This window comes from Cupriavidus sp. CP313 (assembly GCF_054072015.1).
In genome coordinates, this window is sequence record NZ_JBSVZB010000010.1 from 39248 (window position 1) to 57796 (window position 18549).

17 protein-coding genes and 2 pseudogenes are annotated in these 18549 nt (G+C 60.1%); 9 read left to right on the plus strand and 10 right to left on the minus strand.

The annotated features are described in order from the left end of the window. Nucleotides 1–303: 303 nt before the first annotated feature. The 3 genes from ACW4E8_RS15680 to ACW4E8_RS15690 form a co-directional block, all read right to left on the minus strand. Nucleotides 304–999, minus strand: coding sequence for a DUF7673 family protein (locus tag ACW4E8_RS15680; protein WP_456805335.1), 696 nt, complete (start codon nucleotides 997–999; stop codon nucleotides 304–306). A gap of 203 nt (nucleotides 1000–1202) precedes the next feature. Beyond that, nucleotides 1203–1508: a hypothetical protein gene (locus ACW4E8_RS15685; protein WP_456805336.1), complete on the minus strand. Its 306-nt coding sequence runs from the start codon at nucleotides 1506–1508 to the stop codon at nucleotides 1203–1205. Between the two features lie 44 nt (nucleotides 1509–1552). Then, nucleotides 1553–1816, minus strand: coding sequence for a hypothetical protein (locus tag ACW4E8_RS15690; protein ID WP_456805337.1), 264 nt, complete (start codon nucleotides 1814–1816; stop codon nucleotides 1553–1555). Nucleotides 1817–2002: 186 nt separating this feature from the next. On the opposite strand from ACW4E8_RS15690, the pseudogene ACW4E8_RS15695 reads away from it, so the two are divergent. Continuing rightward, nucleotides 2003–2146, plus strand: a pseudogene (locus tag ACW4E8_RS15695) (H-NS family nucleoid-associated regulatory protein); the annotation flags it as partial. 95 nt (nucleotides 2147–2241) lie between these two features. Then, nucleotides 2242–2577: a hypothetical protein gene (locus ACW4E8_RS15700; RefSeq protein WP_456805338.1), complete on the plus strand. Its 336-nt coding sequence runs from the start codon at nucleotides 2242–2244 to the stop codon at nucleotides 2575–2577. A 14-nt stretch (nucleotides 2578–2591) separates the two neighbouring features. Here ACW4E8_RS15700 and ACW4E8_RS15705 read toward each other — a convergent pair whose 3' ends face one another. Together ACW4E8_RS15705 and ACW4E8_RS15710 are read right to left on the minus strand one after the other, a co-directional pair. Then, nucleotides 2592–3176 (minus strand): glyoxalase superfamily protein, encoded by a 585-nt coding sequence (locus ACW4E8_RS15705; RefSeq protein WP_456805339.1) that lies wholly within the window; start codon nucleotides 3174–3176, stop codon nucleotides 2592–2594. Nucleotides 3177–3336: 160 nt separating this feature from the next. Beyond that, complete coding sequence (locus ACW4E8_RS15710) at nucleotides 3337–3627, minus strand: DUF2471 family protein (protein ID WP_456805340.1); 291 nt, start codon at nucleotides 3625–3627, stop codon at nucleotides 3337–3339. Nucleotides 3628–3828: 201 nt separating this feature from the next. Here ACW4E8_RS15710 and ACW4E8_RS15715 point away from each other — a divergent pair, with 201 nt between their 5' ends. From ACW4E8_RS15715 to ligD, 4 genes are all read left to right on the plus strand, one after another. Continuing rightward, entirely contained in the window at nucleotides 3829–4014 is a 186-nt protein-coding gene (locus ACW4E8_RS15715; RefSeq protein WP_456805341.1) for a DUF2188 domain-containing protein, read from the plus strand. 123 nt (nucleotides 4015–4137) lie between these two features. Next, nucleotides 4138–5043: a non-homologous end joining protein Ku gene (gene ku, locus ACW4E8_RS15720; RefSeq protein ID WP_456805342.1), complete on the plus strand. Its 906-nt coding sequence runs from the start codon at nucleotides 4138–4140 to the stop codon at nucleotides 5041–5043. Further along, nucleotides 5040–5843: a tetratricopeptide repeat protein gene (locus ACW4E8_RS15725; RefSeq protein ID WP_456805343.1), complete on the plus strand. Its 804-nt coding sequence runs from the start codon at nucleotides 5040–5042 to the stop codon at nucleotides 5841–5843. Before ku ends, ACW4E8_RS15725 begins: the two co-directional genes overlap by 4 nt. Before the next feature lie 17 nt (nucleotides 5844–5860). Next, complete coding sequence (ligD, locus tag ACW4E8_RS15730) at nucleotides 5861–8341, plus strand: DNA ligase D (protein ID WP_456805344.1); 2481 nt, start codon at nucleotides 5861–5863, stop codon at nucleotides 8339–8341. Nucleotides 8342–8589: 248 nt separating this feature from the next. Here the strand turns inward: ligD and ACW4E8_RS15735 are convergent, their stop codons facing one another. The 3 genes from ACW4E8_RS15735 to ACW4E8_RS15745 all read right to left on the minus strand — a co-directional run bounded on the left by ACW4E8_RS15735 (nucleotide 8590) and on the right by ACW4E8_RS15745 (nucleotide 14315). Further along, nucleotides 8590–13116, minus strand: a complete 4527-nt coding sequence (locus ACW4E8_RS15735; RefSeq protein WP_456805345.1) for an H-NS family nucleoid-associated regulatory protein — start codon at nucleotides 13114–13116, stop codon at nucleotides 8590–8592. 213 nt (nucleotides 13117–13329) lie between these two features. Further along, nucleotides 13330–13638, minus strand: a complete 309-nt coding sequence (locus ACW4E8_RS15740; protein ID WP_456805346.1) for a hypothetical protein — start codon at nucleotides 13636–13638, stop codon at nucleotides 13330–13332. Between the two features lie 11 nt (nucleotides 13639–13649). Next, a complete protein-coding gene (locus ACW4E8_RS15745) occupies nucleotides 13650–14315 on the minus strand; it encodes a hypothetical protein (protein ID WP_456805347.1) in 666 nt (221 codons plus the stop codon). Nucleotides 14316–14483: 168 nt separating this feature from the next. On the opposite strand from ACW4E8_RS15745, the gene ACW4E8_RS15750 reads away from it, so the two are divergent. The 3 genes and pseudogenes from ACW4E8_RS15750 (at nucleotide 14484) to ACW4E8_RS15760 (ending at nucleotide 17028) form a co-directional block, all read left to right on the plus strand. After that, nucleotides 14484–14840: an ArsR/SmtB family transcription factor gene (locus ACW4E8_RS15750; RefSeq protein ID WP_456805348.1), complete on the plus strand. Its 357-nt coding sequence runs from the start codon at nucleotides 14484–14486 to the stop codon at nucleotides 14838–14840. 33 nt (nucleotides 14841–14873) lie between these two features. Next, nucleotides 14874–15947, plus strand: a complete 1074-nt coding sequence (locus ACW4E8_RS15755) for a flavin-containing monooxygenase (RefSeq protein ID WP_456805349.1) — start codon at nucleotides 14874–14876, stop codon at nucleotides 15945–15947. Nucleotides 15948–15968: 21 nt separating this feature from the next. Further along, nucleotides 15969–17028, plus strand: a pseudogene (locus tag ACW4E8_RS15760) (ArsO family NAD(P)H-dependent flavin-containing monooxygenase). A 21-nt stretch (nucleotides 17029–17049) separates the two neighbouring features. On the opposite strand, the gene phoB reads toward ACW4E8_RS15760, so the two are convergent. Together phoB and phoU are read right to left on the minus strand one after the other, a co-directional pair. Then, entirely contained in the window at nucleotides 17050–17805 is a 756-nt protein-coding gene (gene phoB, locus ACW4E8_RS15765; protein ID WP_456805491.1) for a phosphate regulon transcriptional regulator PhoB, read from the minus strand. Between the two features lie 26 nt (nucleotides 17806–17831). Then, nucleotides 17832–18539 carry a phosphate signaling complex protein PhoU gene (gene phoU, locus ACW4E8_RS15770; protein WP_456805350.1) on the minus strand — a complete coding sequence of 236 codons (708 nt, stop codon included), beginning with the start codon at nucleotides 18537–18539 and terminating at the stop codon, nucleotides 17832–17834. Nucleotides 18540–18549 lie beyond the last annotated feature (10 nt).

Below are 18549 nucleotides of genomic sequence, written 5' to 3' on the forward strand. Positions count from 1 at the left end.
TTTCGTTTGGTCCGGCCCGCTTTTCCGCGGCACCGGCCTGCCGCAAGCGTTGAGCGAACAGGTCCGAAGACGGGCACGCGCGCAGACTCCTCCGGGGGTGTACTAGGCCCCCAAGACGGGCAAGATGGTCGGGCCGCGGCCGCGCGCCGGCGTGGCAAGAGCGAGCGCTTTCGCATCGCCTAACCAGATTGGGGCAAGGGATGATCAGAGCAGCCTGCTTGGGCGGTCGCGCATGCAGTGTTTTGGGACCTTGGGTAGGTCGTGACGCCGTCGATGGTCCGCGTTCTTATGCCAGGACTTGCCTCACAGCCAGCGCGGGCGCTCTTCGCCTGGCTCGCGGTCAAGCGGGCCGCGCTCCGGGTTGCTCCATGCGTGACGGTGAAGCTCGAGGATATCGCGTGCCACCGCTGCCGTATCCCGGGCCGACAGGCACAACTCGATCGGCGCCTGGCATTCCGAATCCCCTTCGAGTCGAAAGTACAGCGACATATCCCGATAGCCGGGGGCATTGCCATAGCTGGCATAGCGCGCCTGCAGGCGCGCGCCCTCCGGCGGCGGCGGCTCGATGGGAGACAAGTTCCAGTCCGCGATCAGGCGCTGGAACCGTTCGTTGCCATCCGGCAAATACCGGTGGATCTCCACCTTCGGCTGGTTGTCCAAGCGCAACACCGCCAGACAGTGCTCGAACAGGTCGGCGTCGAGTCCGCGAAGCTCGGTTAGATCGAAGGGAAAATCGGTGCCGTTGTAGAGGCCAGCCAGGAAGCGCGCCACAGTGCCGGCCTGGTTCGTATCGCCCTCTGCCACGGTCACCAGGTAGGTCAGCGAGTCCAGGCCGGCATCGTGGTCCTGCGCGCGCACCTCGGCCGCCCGTTGCCCGCTGGTCTGGCCGCCGCGCGCCTGTGCGAAGAACTCGTCTGCGGCCTGCAGGAAGGCATCCACCAGGTGCTCTGGCACGTGGTGCGTGATTGGCCGGGCCTTGGGACGGGGGGGGATGGTCATGATGCTAGTCCTCGCTTCTCGTGCAACGGGCACGCTGAAAGCCACCGCCCGCTTCGCCGCATTTCGGAAAATCTGACTCCTTTGGTTTCGAACAGTAACAGGAAGGCGGCGGACAGATTGTAAGGCAAAACGCCATGCCGATAAGGCCAGTTATCGGCAAGGACGCGGATGACAAAAAACCGCCCGGAGGCGGCGTTTCGTCTCTATTCTTCGCTTTTCTCTTGCTGCTGATTGCGGTGGTAGGACCAGAATACGACGACGACAATGATTAGCAGCGCTTTCAGCTGCCAGTACTCCAGGAGATCCAGCGCATGCCACACCAGCACCAAGGGAAAGACGAATAGCACGACCAGCAGAAAGAGACCTCCCACTGGGATCGGCCCAATTCTGAACATTGAAATCTGCTGTTGCAACAACTCGAATCTGCTGGGAGGCGGCTGATTCTCCAGCCGTTTCGCGCTGGCCCGCCAGCCCGAATCCTGCTTGCGCTCGTTTTGCGGTTCGTCCACGTTAGCTTTCCTCCCATCACGCGGGGGCGTTTTCTGTCGAACTACTATTGTTTCAGGAAATCGCTCATGCGCGGTGGCCGGTACGGCTTCCCATACCCGATGAAGCACGCGGCATACGCGATCGCGATGGCCACGAGCGGATAAACCCGCGTGCGCATGAATCCTTCGTACACATAGTCGTACGGAAGAAGCGTCGAGCGCTCCGGCCAACTCCCGTGCTTCGAAAACCAAGACCACCAGCCGAATGCCACCACGGCCAGCCACAGGGTCGCGGCCCACCACAGCAGCAGGAAGAATCGTCGCTTCATTGTTCGCGCCCTCCCTGGCGCCCTCGGGCCTACCAAACCCCACACACATGCCGATATTAGCAATGATCGGCGTGAGCGTAGCAACCGAAACCCAGTTCAACCAAGAGGCGCCGAGAACACCTGCGCCTCGACGACTTACCTCGATCGGGGAGTTCGACCGGGCACAAGAAGCGAACCACCCGGGCACGAAGCGCCGAGGGCCGCCCGGCCGGCGCTGGCAAAACCAAAGCCAAGCTTGGCGGCGGCCTTCCCCCGATGTATTAGGATCCCAAGACCGGCAAGACCTGGTCCGATCGCGGCCGCGCGCCGGCATGGCTTGGGGACGAACCGCGAACGGTTTCTGACCGCCTAACCGTATCACCGGGCTTGCTCGGTTACCCATCCACCGTGTTTAGATGTCTAGTACCTGAACAACATCTCTTGTCATGAATACGAAGATCAAGATGCAACTGAGGTGCTGGCCAACCCTGCCAGGAGTGGTGCTTGCTCTTGCGGCCACCGCCTTTCACGCGGACGGCTATGCTAGTCAGACGATCTGGCAGGTGACGCAGCCCACGAGATTCATGGTGGCTGGAGTTCTACGCAAGGACGGGACCATGGACGTCATCAAGCCCGTCCACGCTATCGTCGAGGCGGATTCGCAAGCCGAGGCGATCTCGCAGCTTACCGAGTCAGCACAACGCAAGTATCCGGGCTATACGCTTATCTCCACTCTGGCCTCACCGGTACCCCTGGCTGGCAAGTGCGAGATCAGCATCTGACGTCCCGCGGCTAGTCAGCCAGTGTAGCCATGCTCCCGCAGCCATTCTTGCGCTGCAGAAAAGTCTGCCACCTCGGCCAAGACCTGGATGCCCTCGCGAGGCCGCGACGGCATTCGCACGATACAGATCAAGTCCCCATCCAGCATCGTTGACGGACGCTCGCGGGCCTCCCGCCAGCGCGCGAGCTTCTCATCCGCCAATTTCATAGCGCTGGCCATATCAGGCGCGGCACCGTACCAGGTCGATCGATCCCACGCGCCGCCGTCAAGGCAACGGACTTCGAGAGAGCCATCCGGCAGCGTAAGCGCATAGGGACGATCCCACCACGCAAGGATCTCCTCCTCATCGCGCTCGTCATTGGGCGTGCTATCAAATCCGGGACGGAGCTTGGGATCTACAGGCAACACCGATATCGGCTCGGTTGCCGGCGGCGACGCCGCGGCTGAGTGCGCTTGAAGAAGGGCGTGCCAGTCTCGGTAGCCGGCCTCGGCTGCCATGCGCTCCAGTGCTTCGGAATGGGAAATGCTGCCCGAACGGGCGAGTTCCTTTGCCCTACGCTTTAGATTCGCGACGAGCGTCGCGGTCGGAGCTTTCGGCATTTCGGTCTCCACGCTGGAATCGACAGCCCACTAGTCGTTCCTGCGCGAAGATCGTAAGGGAAGCGCCATCCCGTCGAAACGAGTTTGCCTCGTGGGCGGCCGGCGCAGGCATGCGCCGATGGCTGGGATTATGGCACAAGCTGTCCAGGGGACCAGGCCGTCAATCCACTCGCTGCCACGCGGCAGCGATCGCAGCAAACACAATGGGAACAACGTCATGCCCGACAAAGGAAGCGGGCCGCTCGTCTTTCGGATACTGCAGAACCGCGGGTGCTCGCATCATGCGCAACACCTGCGGATTGTGCTTGCCGCTTGCTGCCACATCTGCAAGCACCTCTGCCTCGATCTGATGCAGCAAGTGCCAAGTTAAATGCCCGCTTTCGCGGTGACGTCGAATAATTGGAGGCAGCGCCTCAATGACCGCCTGCTCGGCCACCTGCAAAAGCTCCATGGCTTGATCTCCTGATACTGTACATTCATACAGTATCAGGAGATCCGTAACCTCGGCAAGAGCCACCTGGTAGAGATCCCCACCACCCGACCGGATACCTAGGACGACGACCGATACCGCCACTGTGACTCACGCCAGCATTTCTGGAGACGATCATGTCGAACAAGCGAAGGAGCCTGGCGGGTTGAGGTTGGCGGTAAGATGGAGGGCCAAGATTTCGCAAACCAAGAGGATGCAATCAAGGCCGGCACCGAAAGGGCAAAGCGGGACAAGGCCGAGCTCTTCATTCGCGGCCGCGACGGAAAACTCAGGGAACGCAACACACCTACGGCCACGACCCCCGGGACATCAAGGGCTAGAGCAGGCACCCTCGAAACTGGCACTTAGCGCACATTTCGCGTAGCGGCCGCTGCCCGTCGGCGGGCGCTGATCCAGTAATGCGGCGCCGGCCTACGGCGTCCAGCCGCTCTGTTAACTACGCTGATAGTGTCTCGCCGCTAGGAGTTCCAAATGGCCGCGCGCTCCATCGCCTCGCTCTCGATCAGTTTCGGCTTGGTCTCCATTCCCGTAAAGGTCTTTTCCGCCACAGAGAGCAAGGCCGCTCTCAGTTTCAACTTGCTACACGCAGGGTGCGGGTCAAGGCTTCGGCAGCAGTACATCTGCCAGAAGGAAGGCGTCGTCGTCGATCGCGCCGACATGGTCAAGGGTTACGAATTCGAGAAGGACAAATACGTATTGTTCACCTCGGATGAGCTCAAGGCGTTGGAGGAAGCTGCCCAGCATACGATCGACATTGTCGCTTTCATGCCGCTCAAGGCGATCGACCCGATTTACTACGACAAGGCGTATTACCTCGGGCCTGACAAAAGGGGCGCCAAGCCTTACAGCTTGCTTTCGGAAGCCATGCGCGCCACGGAGAAATGCGCACTTGCGAAATGGTCTTGGAAGGGCAAGCAGTACATGGTCCAGATACGCGTGAGTGATGACGGGCTGATATTGCAGCAGCTTCTGTACGCCGACGAGGTCCGATCCATGGCTGAACTACATGTCGAGACTGTCGATGTCTCGAACGCTGAACTATCGCTGGCCGAGCAACTCATCGAGCAGAATTCGGTTGAAGGCTACGATCCCGCCGAGTACACAGATGAAGAGAAGCAACGCGTCCTTGCCCAGATAGACCGAAAGATCGAGGGCAAGGACATCACCGTTGCCGAGACTCATGACGCCGTCACTGGCGCGGAGGTGATCGACCTAATGGAAGCGCTTCGGAAAAGCATTGGTACTCCAAAAGCGGGTGCGGCGGTCGCCAAGACCGCCAAGGAAAGCAAGGCGCCAGCCCGGCGCACTGCCAAGCGCGCAGAAGCGGAGAGCACGCCGGCCACGCCGGCAAAGCGGTCCAGCAAAAAGCAAGCATGATGCGTTCGTATACGATGCGCGACGTCATCGAGATCGTTGGCATACCGCGCTCCGCGGTCATGTCGCTGGTCGTGGCTGGGGTGGTCGCACCTGCCCGAGGCGACCGCGGCGAGTATCGGTTCAGTTTTCGAGACCTGGTTGTCCTTCGCACCGCGCAGGCACTGCGCCAATCCAATATCTCCTCCGGTCGCATAAGGAGGTCCCTGCTCCGAACAAAATCCCTCTCGCACGGCCGCCCAACGTCGGCCATGTCTCTGCGTGCGGAAGGAAACGACGTTATAGCTAGCTCACATGGGGCTGAATGGGTTGCCGACTCCGGACAGTTGCGATTTGACCTTGCTCAGCGTGCCGGAGATGCCGTCGTTGTATCGCATCCGGAAGTTGGCTCCAATGATGCCTATGACTCCTATGAGATAGGCAGGGAGCATGAGGCCCATCATCGCGTAGCCGAAGCGGAAAGTGCTTACCGAAATGCGATAAGACTTGATCCGTCCATGCATGCGGCATGGCTGGACCTCAGCGCACTGCTATGCGATCAGGGAAATTGCACTGAAGCGTTAAGCGTTCTTGCGGAGGCGCGCACTCAATTTCCGTCCAGCACCGCCTTGCTGTTCAACCTTGCCCTCGCGCTCGAAGACACCGGCGATTGTGAAGGAGCAATGAGGGCCTACCAGGACTGTCTGACTCTTGACCCTCAAAACGCGGATGCGCATTTCAATATCGGACGCCTCTACGACATCGCGGGACACACGCAGAAAGCGCTGCGGCACTACAACCGGTATCGGGTGCTGACCAGCTGACTCAAGGCCATCGCAGCATGAAGAGGAACGCTAACCTCGATCAATATGAGCGGAAGCGCGATTTCTCCGTCACACCAGAACCTGGTGGGCGTTCCAATCGAGCGCGGAAGCCTGCTGGCAAGCTGTCGTTCGTTATTCAGAAACATTGGGCGCGGCGCCTGCACTATGATTTTCGACTCGAACTGGACGGCGTGCTCAAGAGTTGGGCGGTGCCAAAGGGGCCCAGCTACGACCCATCCGAGAAGAGAATTGCCGTTCACGTCGAAGACCACCCGCTCGACTACGCAACCTTCGAGGGTGACATCCCGCGTGGGCAATATGGCGCGGGCTCTGTCATTGTGTGGGACCGCGGCTCGTGGGAACCGGTAGGTGACCCGCGTAAGGGCTTGGTCGATGGAAAGATGCTCTTTGACCTGCATGGCGAGAAGCTTCTCGGCCGCTGGGAGCTTGTCCGCATAACCAAGCCAGGGGACAAGTCGGAGCAATGGATCCTGTTCAAGAAGCGAGACGCTTGGGCCCGTCCGTTGGCCGAATTCGACGTATTGTCGGCGATGCCTGACAGCGTCACATCGAGGACTGTGAGCGACGACAGTATCGACTCCAACGAAGAGACATTCCTCGGCGCGAGTAGGACAATCGAAAACGCGCCAAAAGCCTCGTTGCCCGCGAAGCTCGCCCCCCAGCTGGCTTCACTTTCACCCACGGTACCAACGGGAGAAGGGTGGGTCATCGAGACGAAATTCGATGGCTACCGCCTGCTAGCCCGCATCGATGACGGCAGCGTACGGCTCTTCACTAGGAACGGACACGATTGGACTTCCAAGTTTCGCTCTCTTGAGCGAGAGATTGAAACGCTTGGCGTGGATAAGGCCTGGCTTGACGGAGAGATCGTCGTTCTCCGCAACGGCTTGCCCGATTTCAACGCGCTGCAGAATGCCATTTCGGCGCGCTGGAACGACGAGATCATCTACTTTCTCTTTGATGTCCCCTACTGGAACGGGCGGGACCTGAGATCCTTGGCGCTGTCCCAACGCAGAGATCTTCTGGCGCGGCTTCTTGAGGCGGGGTCCGACCGTCTCCGATTCAGTGAAGCTTTTGACGCCCCTGCGGTACAGCTGTTCAAGGCCTCGTGTGAGCTCGGACTCGAAGGGCTAATGTTTAAGCGGGCAGACTCCCCCTACGTCTCAGCGCGGACGCCGACCTGGCTGAAGGCCAAATGCAAGCTCCGACAGGAATTCGTCATCGGTGGCTTCTCCGATCGGGGGGCCTCCGGGAATGAGGTTGGCAAGCTATACCTTGGCGTCTACGAAGGCGATGTGCTGCGCTATGTTGGCGGTGTGGGGACTGGTTGGGATAGCGCGACCGCGGCTGAGCTCCGACGGCAACTGGTACCACTACAGGTCGAGTCGATGCCGTTCGGCATGTACACGAAGGCAAAACGTTGGGGCCGAGGTAGCGGGGGACCAGTCCGGTGGGTAAAGCCGTCGATCGTTGCTGAAGTGGAGTTCTCAGAATGGACGCCTGAAGGTCACGTGCGACATGCTTCTTTCAAGGGACTCAGAGCTGATCGTTCACCAAAATCGGTGCGAAAGGAGGCCATTCAGACGTCCGTCGCGCCTGCAGGCGTCTCGAGCGTGAAGGTGACTAATCCGGGCCGGATCATCGACGAGTCAGCGGGGATCACCAAGCTCGAACTTGTGCGCTACTACGAGAGCGTCGCTAGCTTGATGTTGCCGCATCTGAAGGACCGGCCATTGTCGCTCGTGCGTGCACCGGATGGCATTGGCGGAATCATGTTTTTTCAGAAGCATGCCGAGACAACGATACCAGGACTAACCGAACTACCGACTGATCGTTGGCCAGGACACGCCTCCCTACTTGTAGCAAACTCGGCGGATGCGATCGTCTCAGCCGCGCAAATGAATGTCATAGAGTTCCACACTTGGAATTCGGTTGCGCGTCGGATCGACATCCCGGATCGCTTCATACTGGACCTTGATCCGGGCGAGGGCATAGCGTGGTCAACTATGCAGGAGGCAGCAATACTGGTAAAGACCCTACTGGATGAGCTCGGCCTACAGTCTTGGCTAAAAACCAGTGGCGGCAAAGGCCTGCACGTCGTTGTCCCGCTGACCGGGCGACACGGCTATGACGTCGTAAAGGACTTTTCCCGATCTGCTGTGCAGCACCTGGCCGCCACCCTGCCTCAACGCTTCACCGCGAAATCAGGGCCCGTCAACAGAAAAGGCAAGATATTCGTGGACTACCTTCGAAACGGCCATTCGCAGACTACGGCCGCAGCGTTCTCCGCGCGAGCGCGACCGGGAATGGGTGTTTCGATGCCGATAGCCTGGGATGCCCTCTCCGAACTGAGGAGCGGTTCACAGTGGACCATTAGGGATGCTCGCGAGTACCTCAGCTTCCAACGCGGTGATCCTTGGGCCGATTACTGGACAACACGCCAGACGTTGTCGTCCGCCATCAGGAAGCTGTTCTAGGATTTATCACAAAGCCATCAGCGGTTATGGACGAGATCGTCATCACGGGCGTCTCTGGCCGACACCGCCAGCAGGTGCGCAGCGATCTCCGCTTAGCGCCATTGATCGCACCGTCAACGGCTACGGTCAAGGGGGCGGAGGGGAATCCAAGTCATAGAGCGCATCCCCCGCAGGTACGAAGACGCTATTGCCGTCAGCAACTGTGTTTCCCTTCGTGGTCCGGTCACCTTCCGCCGATCCTTTGTGCTCTATGATTCCTGATCCTTTCTTTGTTCAGTCTGCACGACCGTTCGCGAGACGATGGTGCTTTCGGTCGGCTCAGGAAGTCGGAGGTCCTCAAGGGTCTTGCCCGAAGCAAGCGCTTCGTTCAGCCATCGCGGTCTCTTTCCATAGCCGGACCACGTCTTACCAGAGCCGTCACCGTATTTCGGCGGCTTACGGCGCGCCGCGCCGGTCCGTGTCCGCTCTTGGCGGAAATTATCTGGGGGCGTCGCATCAATGCCCACTACTCGCAGATAAAGCGTTCGATCCCCAGCCTCTAGTTGCTGCGCACGTTCGCTAAGCTGGGCTATTAGCCCGTGAAAGTCCAGTTGCTCGCCTGGATTCAAGCCAGCCCAGGTCCGCTGCTCCTGCAACACGAGGACAAAGAAGCCGATGCGAGAATTTCTTGCCCGCATGTACTGCCCGACAAGCTGGCCCTCGAGGGACTCTAGATAGTCACTCAGTGTCCATCGCTTGGAAAGCTTTAGCTCCACCGACGCGTAAAAGCTGCCGGCACGGCAGAGAAGGTCTCGCCTAGTTGCCTCCGGCAATTGAGACTCCAACGTGACCGCGTATCGGTGTCGCGCCACATGATTCAGCTCGCTGCCGAGCAGCGCTTGGAAGTCTTCCTCCAACGCGAGCCGATCCGCATCGGTCTTGATGCTCTCATAGCTAACCGAACTAAAAAATCGCCGCAGGCTGAACTCGCCTTGCTCGATCTGATACTTGACCGTCAGCAGGTCGGTGTATACGGCCATGGCGAATGAAGTATAGGTGGATACTGCCGGCGCGAAATCGGTCTCGAATCGACCGTATTCGTGCTGTGGCAGCGGCGCCAAAGAGAAGCGGTTCTCCTGCATTTGCCACTGTAGGTTCCTTAAATACTTCGCACGGTTGCCTTTGGTCGCTCGCCTCAGTGCTTCCAGGATGTCATAGGCCTCCTGCTCCTGCGCCTCAGCGAGTACCGGGGGAATCGCGTCTCGTAAGCGTTGGGCGTGATCTCGTTCCGATACGCGATAGACCTCACCATCCGAATGATCGGCGTCTTGCTCATGGCATACGAGGACCTGCAACTGCTCATAGAGAACCCTGAGCGTCTCCAGGCCCTCGCTACCGCGGTCGGCAATGGCTCCCAACTGCACCCGCCCCTGGCCAAGCATTGCCGCAAGATCATAGAGGAAATCGTCTGCAGGCCGCGCTGCATTCGACCGCCACTGTAACCACTGGTGGCGAAAAGAACCCGGAAACCACGTCAACCAAGAAGCGCCCCAGGCCACCGCCGTAGCTCGGCGGCGCCGGAGATACCAAAGCTGCTCCTCGAGCTGTTGACGTGCATTGCGTGCCTCCTCGGATCCATCGAGCGATGATTCATCGGGAACGACTGGTAAGCTATCGCGGAACGCTCCTTCGATGCGCAGCCAGGCCGCCGTCTCAAAGCTATCACTATCGTTCTGCACACTTACTGTGGCGAGCCTGAGGGCCGCTTCGACGACGTAGTCGGGCAGGTCGGTGTGCTCAAGGACAAAGTGCCAAACTGCAGCACTCACTCCCTGCTGAATGGCAACGGAGGCATGGTCTAGGCTTCGGATCAGCGTCTCGGCATGGCCGAGAGAGACTGCACCGGCCTTGGCATTGGCAATGACATCAACCAACTCGGCAATCGCGATGGCCTCGTGCGCGAGAGCTAAGGGCCAGAACCATGCCGGATATCCATCGATCTCAAATCGGCCATATCGGAGCGCTTGACGGACTTCCCGCGGTGTCAACGGCGGGAGCCTTGCGCCATCGCCTAGCTCTAGCTGCAGGCCTTGGAGGCCCGCGATGGTGATGTGGCGCGTGTGATTCGGCTTCGTTTCGTCCCAACTAGGCTGACGGGCCCGCCAGAGCTTTCCAAAGCCCGAGCGGACGGCGTTGGCCGATTCGATCCCTACGTCGTGTTCAAAGGCTGCAAAGTCACAGCTGCTATACGCCGTAGTGGCGTCGGTCTGAATTAGCAGTTCCGCCACATCAGCAAGCTCTTGTAGAGCCGTGCCATCGCGAATCTGATCAATCTCAGCCACTAGACGACTCTTCAATTCTGGACTCACAACTACCGAGCGACCGCGCCGACGCGGGGGACGCAGCTGGTTTGTAGGCTTGGCGTTGTTCCGGAGTCGGGCCAACACCTCGGAGAACGCCGGGTCCGCGATCGCTCTCTCGTCACCGTCGACCACCGGGCAGAGCGGTCTGTAGCCAAAGATCATGCGCATAATCTGGTCCGGACTGCCGCAGGCTCGCCGAATAAGCGCGCGGAGGAGCGCCAGACGAACTGGACCGTTATTCGTCAGCGCTTTTGTCAGATCATTGGCGTCAACGCTACCGTGAAACTGGGCCTCGACCAACATATTCATGGCGAGGCAGAGTCGTGTAGCGCGGGAAGCTCCAATCTCATCGCCTCGCGTGACGACATGGGCCACCAGTTTCAAGCCGAGCTCGACATACCTCTCCGTGCAGCGCTGCCGCTTCCGATCCGGCGTACCCGAACGCCGGATCATCCGACGGACCACGGCGCGAGCCAGCGCAAGAAGTTGCTCAGGTGTAGCTCCCTCCACCACATCGTTGTCCAATGCCCATTCGATACGAAATCCTCCCTTTCCTGTTCGAAGCTGGCGGTCCACCAAATCCGCGAGCTGCGTAGCATCGAGCGTCTTCCAGGCAAGGAAGGGCAACAAAAGCGCCACAACGTCTTCACGCAACGCCGATGTCGCCAACAGCGCGGTGGCCAGGCCCGCCGCATCGTCAGTCCGCTCCAGCGAGGCGATGTAGTGCAGATCGCCTGAATGACGGAGCAGTGTCGTATAGTCTCCGCCATGGGCTGCTATCACATCAGCGCGAAGAGCCTCATTCCGGCCGTAGGATCCGATAGAAAGTAGGGCATCTCGCGCACGCCAGTCATCACCATAACGCTGGAAGAGAGCTTGCAAGGTTGATTCAAGGCCCGGCTTGCTAGCCTGCCAATAATTTTCCGGGGTCAGCGTGAAATGCCCGCGGCCGAGCGAATCCGCTTCCTCCGCCAGGTTTCGTATCGACTCGCTGAGCGCAGCAATGGCATCGGATAGCGGCACGTCGAGATGACGCAGATCGCCGAAAAAAGCGACCGCCTGCGGATCGATCTGCAATAGCGCATGGCGACAATGCGCTGAAAGCGTGGCCAGCCATCCGGCGGTGGTCAGATATTTCCGGCAGACCCCTTTCTCGCCCGTGGGCGCCGTCCATGAGAGGCTTTGTACAAGCCGCACGCCCTCTTCGGGGGACCGCACAAGGCTTGCTAGGCGCTTCGCGGCTAGAAACGGCAGTAGTTCGTCCGGGTATAGCTTGACTTGGTGTGGGCCCGAGTCGATGAACAGGCGGGAGCCAAGGATAAGCTTCAAGGACTGATCGGAAACTAAGTTGCCAACAATCTGACGCGCGGACAAGACACTGCTGTCGGATCGGAGAGGATCCTCAGAGAGTTCGATATTCGGAAGCAAGCAGAGGGCCGACGCCGCTGCCAGCTTTTGTACGGCCTCTTCGAACTTCGCCGGCACCGGGTTAGACATTCGCTGTTCGCGAGGATCGGCACGCTGCAGTTGCTCCACCGCCGCGACCATCCTGTTAAAGACTTCGGTGAGTGTCGCGGGCGGGCGGTTCACTGGGTCAACGTGGGCAAGCACGTCGAGTCCTCCGGGGCCATCTCGAAGGCCGCCGAGACCATAGGACCGGGCGCCGCCCAGCAGGGCGCCAGGATCCGCCACGCCGCAGCGCTCCTTTAGAAATCGCTTCGCACTTGCTACATCCAAAGGTAGCAACGCGTAGGTTTTCAGTTGTTCTGGGTCGGCCGGTTGATTTCCTCCCATGGCCCCCGGGCCTTCGCCAGCTTGGCTGGACTCCCCCGCTTTGCTGGCATCGCTGTCGCCTTGCGCGTCTGCATCATCAAAGACCGCCGCCCAGTCGTTGTCTGCTGAACTCCCCTCGGAGACGAATAGTGTGGTGCCAAGTTCGGTTTCGATCGCACTAAGGACGTTGGGAGTCAAAACTGCGGGGCGTGAGGAAATGACCCAACGTAGATTCACGCCTGGCCCGCTGCACGCTCGCGCGACTCGCCGCAGACCGACCCGCACTCCGTTTTCTCGGCTCAGCGACGCCTCATCCAACGAGTCGACGAACAAAATGAGTTCTTCCTGCGGGGTACGTTGCCACTTCTCGAAAGCCTTGTCGTCCTCCGCAAAAAGCGCCTCGGCAAATGGTTCCTGTGCCAGTACGTTGTGTAAGGCGACGAATACCGCGTGTTTGCCTTGTGCTCGCAGGAGTTGAGCCTGGGCCTGAAGTTCGGTCGTCTTACCGAAGTTGGCTCGAGCGACGATGATCGAAAAGCGCCCGCTCAGAACCTGAGTCCAGGTCAGGCGCTTGCCGGCGGCTTCCACCGCGACCAACGCGTCCGGGGAGTAATGGGTAATCAGGCCGAATCGCCGTTCTAGATCTAGGTACGCGTTCATGGCAGTCGTGGTGCGCTGGGCCGATCGTGTTCAAGGGCCAGATTTTACGTGCACAAGACACCGCAGGAAGGACAAAGCCGCCCTCAGGCGGCTTTGTCGTTGGGCATCATCAGGAATCACCCGGCGGCGAGCACCGGCGGCCGCTGACCGTTAGTGCGACAGACGGGCTCCCGGTGCGGATGTACCCAACTTCGAGCCTCGGCATGGCAAGACTTAGTCCAGGGGCTCGAAACGCTCGTCGATGTTGATGCACACGAGCCAGAGGAACTCGCCGGGTGCGATCTTGGCGCGGAACACCACCCGTCCGTTCACTACCCGCGCTGGCTCCATTACCTGGATCGTGGGCACACTGCCGTCCGGCAGTCTTGTCACAAACTTCGACCCCACCGGGTGGTGGTTGTTGAACACCATCGCTTCGTATTCCCGGGGCTGCGTCGCCTTCAACTGCACGACCACCTGGGTGCGAGCCTCTGTCGCTTCAACCGCGTGGTCCATTTCCTTGTTGGTGAGATCGTCACGCATCTTTGCTCCTTTCATACGCTGATATCGGCGAGGTCCAGTTCGACCTCATACTCGCGGGGCTTCCGGTCGGGCCCCATGACGTCGCTGGGGTAGAACGACCACGCTTTCACGAAGATGCGTGGCGGCACGGCCACGACCCGCGGCCCCAGCTTCTCGAACAGGAACCGGGCGACAAAGGAGACCTCGCCATTGTTTTCCAGTCCACCTCGGTCGCTGCCATTAACAAAACAGTTGCCGGCCAGGTCGGCGACCCATTGGCCTTCTCGCTCCCACAGTAGCTCCCACTCGCGGATGTCTGCGTCGAGGGCTCTGCAATCCCGGCCGATCTCGCGCCGCACCTGCTCAACGGGAGTCGAGTGCAGGACGTGATCGCGGTATGCCCACACGTAACGGCGGTACAGATCGCCTTCATCCAGGAACGTGCGTTGTGGATCCAGGATCTGCAGCCCGTCGGCACAATGAGCAACAACCGTGTCGACGATCGGGTTGCGCGCACCGCGCGGCAAGCCCAACTGCTGCCGGGCTAGATCTTCGGCCTGGTCATAGTCCAAGACAAAGAAGCGGTCAGGCCTGCCGTTTCCGTCACGGGCAGCGTCATTGGCCACCGCCCACCGGCCCGGTTCCGGGTCGAGCGCGGCAACAAGAGGGTCGGCCGGGATTCGAAAATAATCCGCCACATCTCCGCCAACCCAATGATTTTCAAACGGAATTGCTATTTCCGGACAACACTTGTCGCTACTGTAAGAGGAACGGTAGGTGACTGAGAATTTCTGGTAGCGACAAGACTTCTGATATGGTGACGAAAGGCTTTACGTGTGTGCATATGCGCACATATACTTTGCTCTATGAACACATCACCGACAACTACATCGCACACTCGAGCGATTGACGCTGCCATCGATTCGCTGAATGAGGCCTTCTTCAAGGCGCTCTGCGAGCCCTCGCGCGTTGCGGTTCTCAAGCGAGTCTTGCAACTAGGACGTGCTGACGTCAATGAGATCGCGGCTGGCCTGCCTCAGGAACGCTCAGTGGTGTCCCGCCACCTCCAGGTGTTGCTACACGCGGACATCGTCAGTGCCACGAAGACTGGCAGGCAGGTGTTCTACCAGGTGAATGGCCAGGCCGTCATCGCGCGCCTAGAGCACATCCTTCACCAGATCAAGACGATTGCTCCGTTGTGCTGCCCCAAGCAGGCGGCATGATTTTTTATCCATTATGTGCATATGTGTACAAACATGAATAAAAGTAGCCAACCCCTCGATGTCATCGTTGTTGGCGCCGGCCAAGCGGGGCTCGCCAGTGGCTGGCACCTGAAGCAGCATGGCCTGCGGTTCCTGATCGTGGATGAACAGCAGCAGGCTGGGGGAAACTGGCGCAACTACTATGACAGCCTCCGTCTGTTTTCTCCCGCGGCCTACTCGTCATTGCCGGGTCTCCCATTTTCCGCGGCGGCGAACCATTACCCGCGACGCGATGAGGTGTCACGCTACCTGGAGGACTATGCCGCGCACTTCCGGCTGCCGGTTCGCCCGAATACCCGGATCGAGCGGGTGCGAAAACTTGAAGAGGGGTTCCAACTCCGGGCGGCGAACGGGCAGCGTTTCCACTCAAGGGCCCTGCTTGTTGCATCCGGAGCTTTCAGTCGGCCATACATCCCAGACATCCAGGGCCTGGAGGACTTCCGTGGAAGGGTGCTGCACAGCGCCGAGTACCGGGCCCCGGCTGGAATCAGCGGGCAGCACGTCGTGGTGGTGGGCGCGGCCAACTCGGCAGTGCAGATCGCCTACGAGCTTGCCTGTGCCAGCCGTGTAACCATGGCAACGCGTGAGCCCATCAGATTCGCCCCACAGCGCATCCTTGGCGTGGACTTCCACGCTTGGCTGAAGTGGACGGGCTTAGAGAAGACACGTTGGCTGAACGACCAGAGCACGCCCGTGCTTGACGATGGCACCTACCGGAATGCGATCAAGCAAGGGCTCGTGACGCAGAAACCGATGTTCAGGGGGGTCACGTCCGAGGGGGTGATCTGGCCCGATGGACGACATGAGAAGGTCGACAGCCTGCTATTCGCGACGGGCTTTCGTCCCAACCTCTCTTTTCTGCGAGACTTGCCAGTATTGGGCAACGACGGCCTGGTTGCGCAGCGCAGCGGCATTGCCCGACACGTTCCTGGCCTGTTCTTTGTCGGCTTGCCAAGGCAGCGCAACTTTGCCTCGGCGACCCTGCGGGGAGTCGGGCCGGATGCGGAGCATCTCCTTCCGGATGTGATTCGCCATCTGGGAAGAGGAACTGATATGGTCGGCAACTGATCCGCTAGATGCCTTCCTCGTATGGAAATGCTTGATGTTGTCGTCATTGGTGCCGGTCAGTCCGGCCTCGCCGTAAGCTACTTTCTTCGCCGGACGGGTCTCTCTTTCCTGGTGCTCGACAGTGGACCCCACCCCGGCGGCGCCTGGCAGCACGCCTGGGATTCATTGCGCCTTTTCTCGCCGGCACAATGGAGTTCCCTACCCGGATGGCCGATGCCCCGCGCCGAGGATGGTCTGTATCCGTCAAAGGCTCATGTCGTCGACTACCTTGCCGCCTACGAGCAACGGTATGCCCTTCCCGTCAGGCGCCCGGTAATTGTCCACGCCGTAGAGCGGGTAGCCGACCGCCCCTACTGGTCCAAACTGATTCCGGAGCGCTTTCTGCCAGTGCGGTTGTCAGTGCTACAGGAACGTGGCGGCACCCATTCTGGCCTCATTATCCCGGCGCGGACACATTCCGTGGAGCACAGTTGCACTCGGCTCAGTACCGGGGCCCGGCGGACTTCGCCGGCAAGCGGGTGCTTGTCGTTGGCGGTGGCAACTCGGGGGCCCAGATTCTGGCGGAAGTTTCCCTGGTGGCCGAGACGACCTGGGCAACTATGAGTCTCCGCCCCTGTTCCTACCTGACGACGTCGACGGCCGGGTCTTGTTCGAGCGCGCCACCGAGCGCTGGAAGGCCAAGGTGGATGGCCGCGAGGTCGAGAACCTTCCGGGCGGCCTGGGCGATGTGGTGATGATCCCCTCCGTCAAGGACGCCCGCGAACGCGGCGTGCTGACATCCGTGCGCATGCCGCAACGCTTCACCGAGACCGGCGCTGTCTGGGGGGACGGGCGCGTCGAGACGTTCGAAGGCATCGTGTGGTGTACCGGCTTTCGGCCTGCGCTCGGTCATCTTGAAAGCCTTGGGGTCATCGGCCCGGATGGCCGCGTCGAAGTCAATGAAACACGGTCGCTGGCGGAGCCACGCCTGTGGCTAGTCGGCTACGGCGAATGGACGGGCTTTGCCTCTGCCACGCTGATCGGCGTGATGCGCTCGGCAAAGGCGACGGCGCAATCGCTCGCCAACGAACTGTCAGCATAGCGACGTTTCGGGAACAGGTGACTACACCCTGGCCTCAGTCCCGGACGTTTTGCGCGGCGCGCTATGGTCCTGCAGACCCTCGGCGGTTAGCCGATATCCCGCGCCGCGCACCGTTTGGATCAGTTCGGAGAGATCAGCCTTCGCCAAGCATGCGCGCAGACGCTTGATGTGAACATCGACAGTCCGCTCTTCCACGAAGACGTGATCGCCCCATACCTTGTCGAGGATCTGGGAGCGGCTGTGAACCCGCTCCGGATGCGTCATCATGAAGTGCAACAGCCGGAATTCAGTGGGACCAGTGTCCAACGGCTCTTCACTATCAGCCTTTGACACGTACACGCGATGACGGACAGGATCGAGCTTCAGCGGCCCCATCGCCACCACATCGTCCGCGAGTTGTGGCGCGCGTCGACGCAACACTGCGCGCACCCGCGCGATCAGTTCTCGCGGCGAGAACGGCTTGGTGACATAGTCGTCGGCACCAGCTTCCAAAGCCATGATCGTGTCCGATTCTTCAGACCTGGCGGTAACCATGATGATCGGCACCGAGGCAGTGCGCTCGCTCGCGCGCAATTCGCGCGCGAGCTGCAAACCAGATTTCGAGTGCAGCATCCAATCGAGCAGGATGACATCGGGCAGGACTTCCGCAATCATCCGCATCGCCGTATTCGCGTCGTGTGCCCGCAACGGAATAAAGCCGGCATGCTGCAGGTTGACGGCGATGAGTTCGCAGATCGATTGCTCGTCTTCAATGACGAGGACTGTCTTGTGCGCCATCTTGGTCATCGCAGTTTGATTTCCACTCATTGCTTGTTTGCCTCTTGCTCAAGGGCGTCCTGGCCGATGTGGCGAACATCGGTGCCCTTGGCTATATAGATGGTGAACTCCGCGATGTTCTTCGCATGGTCACCGATGCGCTCGATTGCCTTGGCGATGAAGAGATAGTCGAGCGAGACCGAGATCAGCTTCGGGTTCTCCATCATGTAGCTCATCAGCTTGCGCACGAAGCCGCGGAATTCCTGGTCCAGGGCGCGGTCGTCTCGCACGATCGTCGCCGCCGACGCCGCGTCGAGGCGCGCGAACGCATCCAGGGCCTTGCGCAGCATTTCGACCGCCAGTGCCGCGGATACGCGAATCTCAGAGAAGTCAATGGTGGAGCGCGCCACCTCGCCGATGATGCGCTTCGACCGCTTGGCAATCTTGTATGCCTCGTCCCCCGCGCGTTCAAGATTGGTGATCGACTTCGAGATTGCCATCAGCAACCGCAGATCACGAGCCGTCGGTTGTCGCCTTGCGATGATGTTGCTGCAATGCGCGTCGATCTCGATCTCCTGGCGATTGACGCGCTCTTCCGCGGCAATCACCTGGTCGGCATAGGCAACGTCGAATGTCTCCAGCGCGCGTATCGCCGATTGGACCTGCGCTTCGACAAGCCCGCCCATCTGCAGTACTTCGGTGCAGATGTCCGTGAGATCGGTATCGAACTGGCTGGACAGATGCTTTTCGGTCATACGGCGCTCC

What these genes read in the sequence shown, in the direction of transcription:
- ACW4E8_RS15680 (WP_456805335.1), bottom strand. Translation starts at nt 999, where the DNA reads ATGACCATCCCCCCCCGTCCCAAGGCCCGGCCAATCACGCACCACGTG.
- ACW4E8_RS15690 (WP_456805337.1), bottom strand. Translation starts at nt 1,816, where the DNA reads ATGAAGCGACGATTCTTCCTGCTGCTGTGGTGGGCCGCGACCCTGTGG.
- ACW4E8_RS15700 (WP_456805338.1), top strand. Translation starts at nt 2,242, where the DNA reads ATGAATACGAAGATCAAGATGCAACTGAGGTGCTGGCCAACCCTGCCA.
- ACW4E8_RS15705 (WP_456805339.1), bottom strand. Translation starts at nt 3,176, where the DNA reads ATGCCGAAAGCTCCGACCGCGACGCTCGTCGCGAATCTAAAGCGTAGG.
- ACW4E8_RS15710 (WP_456805340.1), bottom strand. Translation starts at nt 3,627, where the DNA reads ATGGAGCTTTTGCAGGTGGCCGAGCAGGCGGTCATTGAGGCGCTGCCT.
- ACW4E8_RS15715 (WP_456805341.1), top strand. Translation starts at nt 3,829, where the DNA reads ATGGAGGGCCAAGATTTCGCAAACCAAGAGGATGCAATCAAGGCCGGC.
- ku (WP_456805342.1), top strand. Translation starts at nt 4,138, where the DNA reads ATGGCCGCGCGCTCCATCGCCTCGCTCTCGATCAGTTTCGGCTTGGTC.
- ACW4E8_RS15725 (WP_456805343.1), top strand. Translation starts at nt 5,040, where the DNA reads ATGATGCGTTCGTATACGATGCGCGACGTCATCGAGATCGTTGGCATA.
- ligD (WP_456805344.1), top strand. Translation starts at nt 5,861, where the DNA reads ATGAAGAGGAACGCTAACCTCGATCAATATGAGCGGAAGCGCGATTTC.
- ACW4E8_RS15735 (WP_456805345.1), bottom strand. Translation starts at nt 13,116, where the DNA reads ATGAACGCGTACCTAGATCTAGAACGGCGATTCGGCCTGATTACCCAT.
- ACW4E8_RS15740 (WP_456805346.1), bottom strand. Translation starts at nt 13,638, where the DNA reads ATGCGTGACGATCTCACCAACAAGGAAATGGACCACGCGGTTGAAGCG.
- ACW4E8_RS15750 (WP_456805348.1), top strand. Translation starts at nt 14,484, where the DNA reads ATGAACACATCACCGACAACTACATCGCACACTCGAGCGATTGACGCT.
- ACW4E8_RS15755 (WP_456805349.1), top strand. Translation starts at nt 14,874, where the DNA reads ATGAATAAAAGTAGCCAACCCCTCGATGTCATCGTTGTTGGCGCCGGC.
- phoB (WP_456805491.1), bottom strand. Translation starts at nt 17,805, where the DNA reads ATGGCGCACAAGACAGTCCTCGTCATTGAAGACGAGCAATCGATCTGC.
- phoU (WP_456805350.1), bottom strand. Translation starts at nt 18,539, where the DNA reads ATGACCGAAAAGCATCTGTCCAGCCAGTTCGATACCGATCTCACGGAC.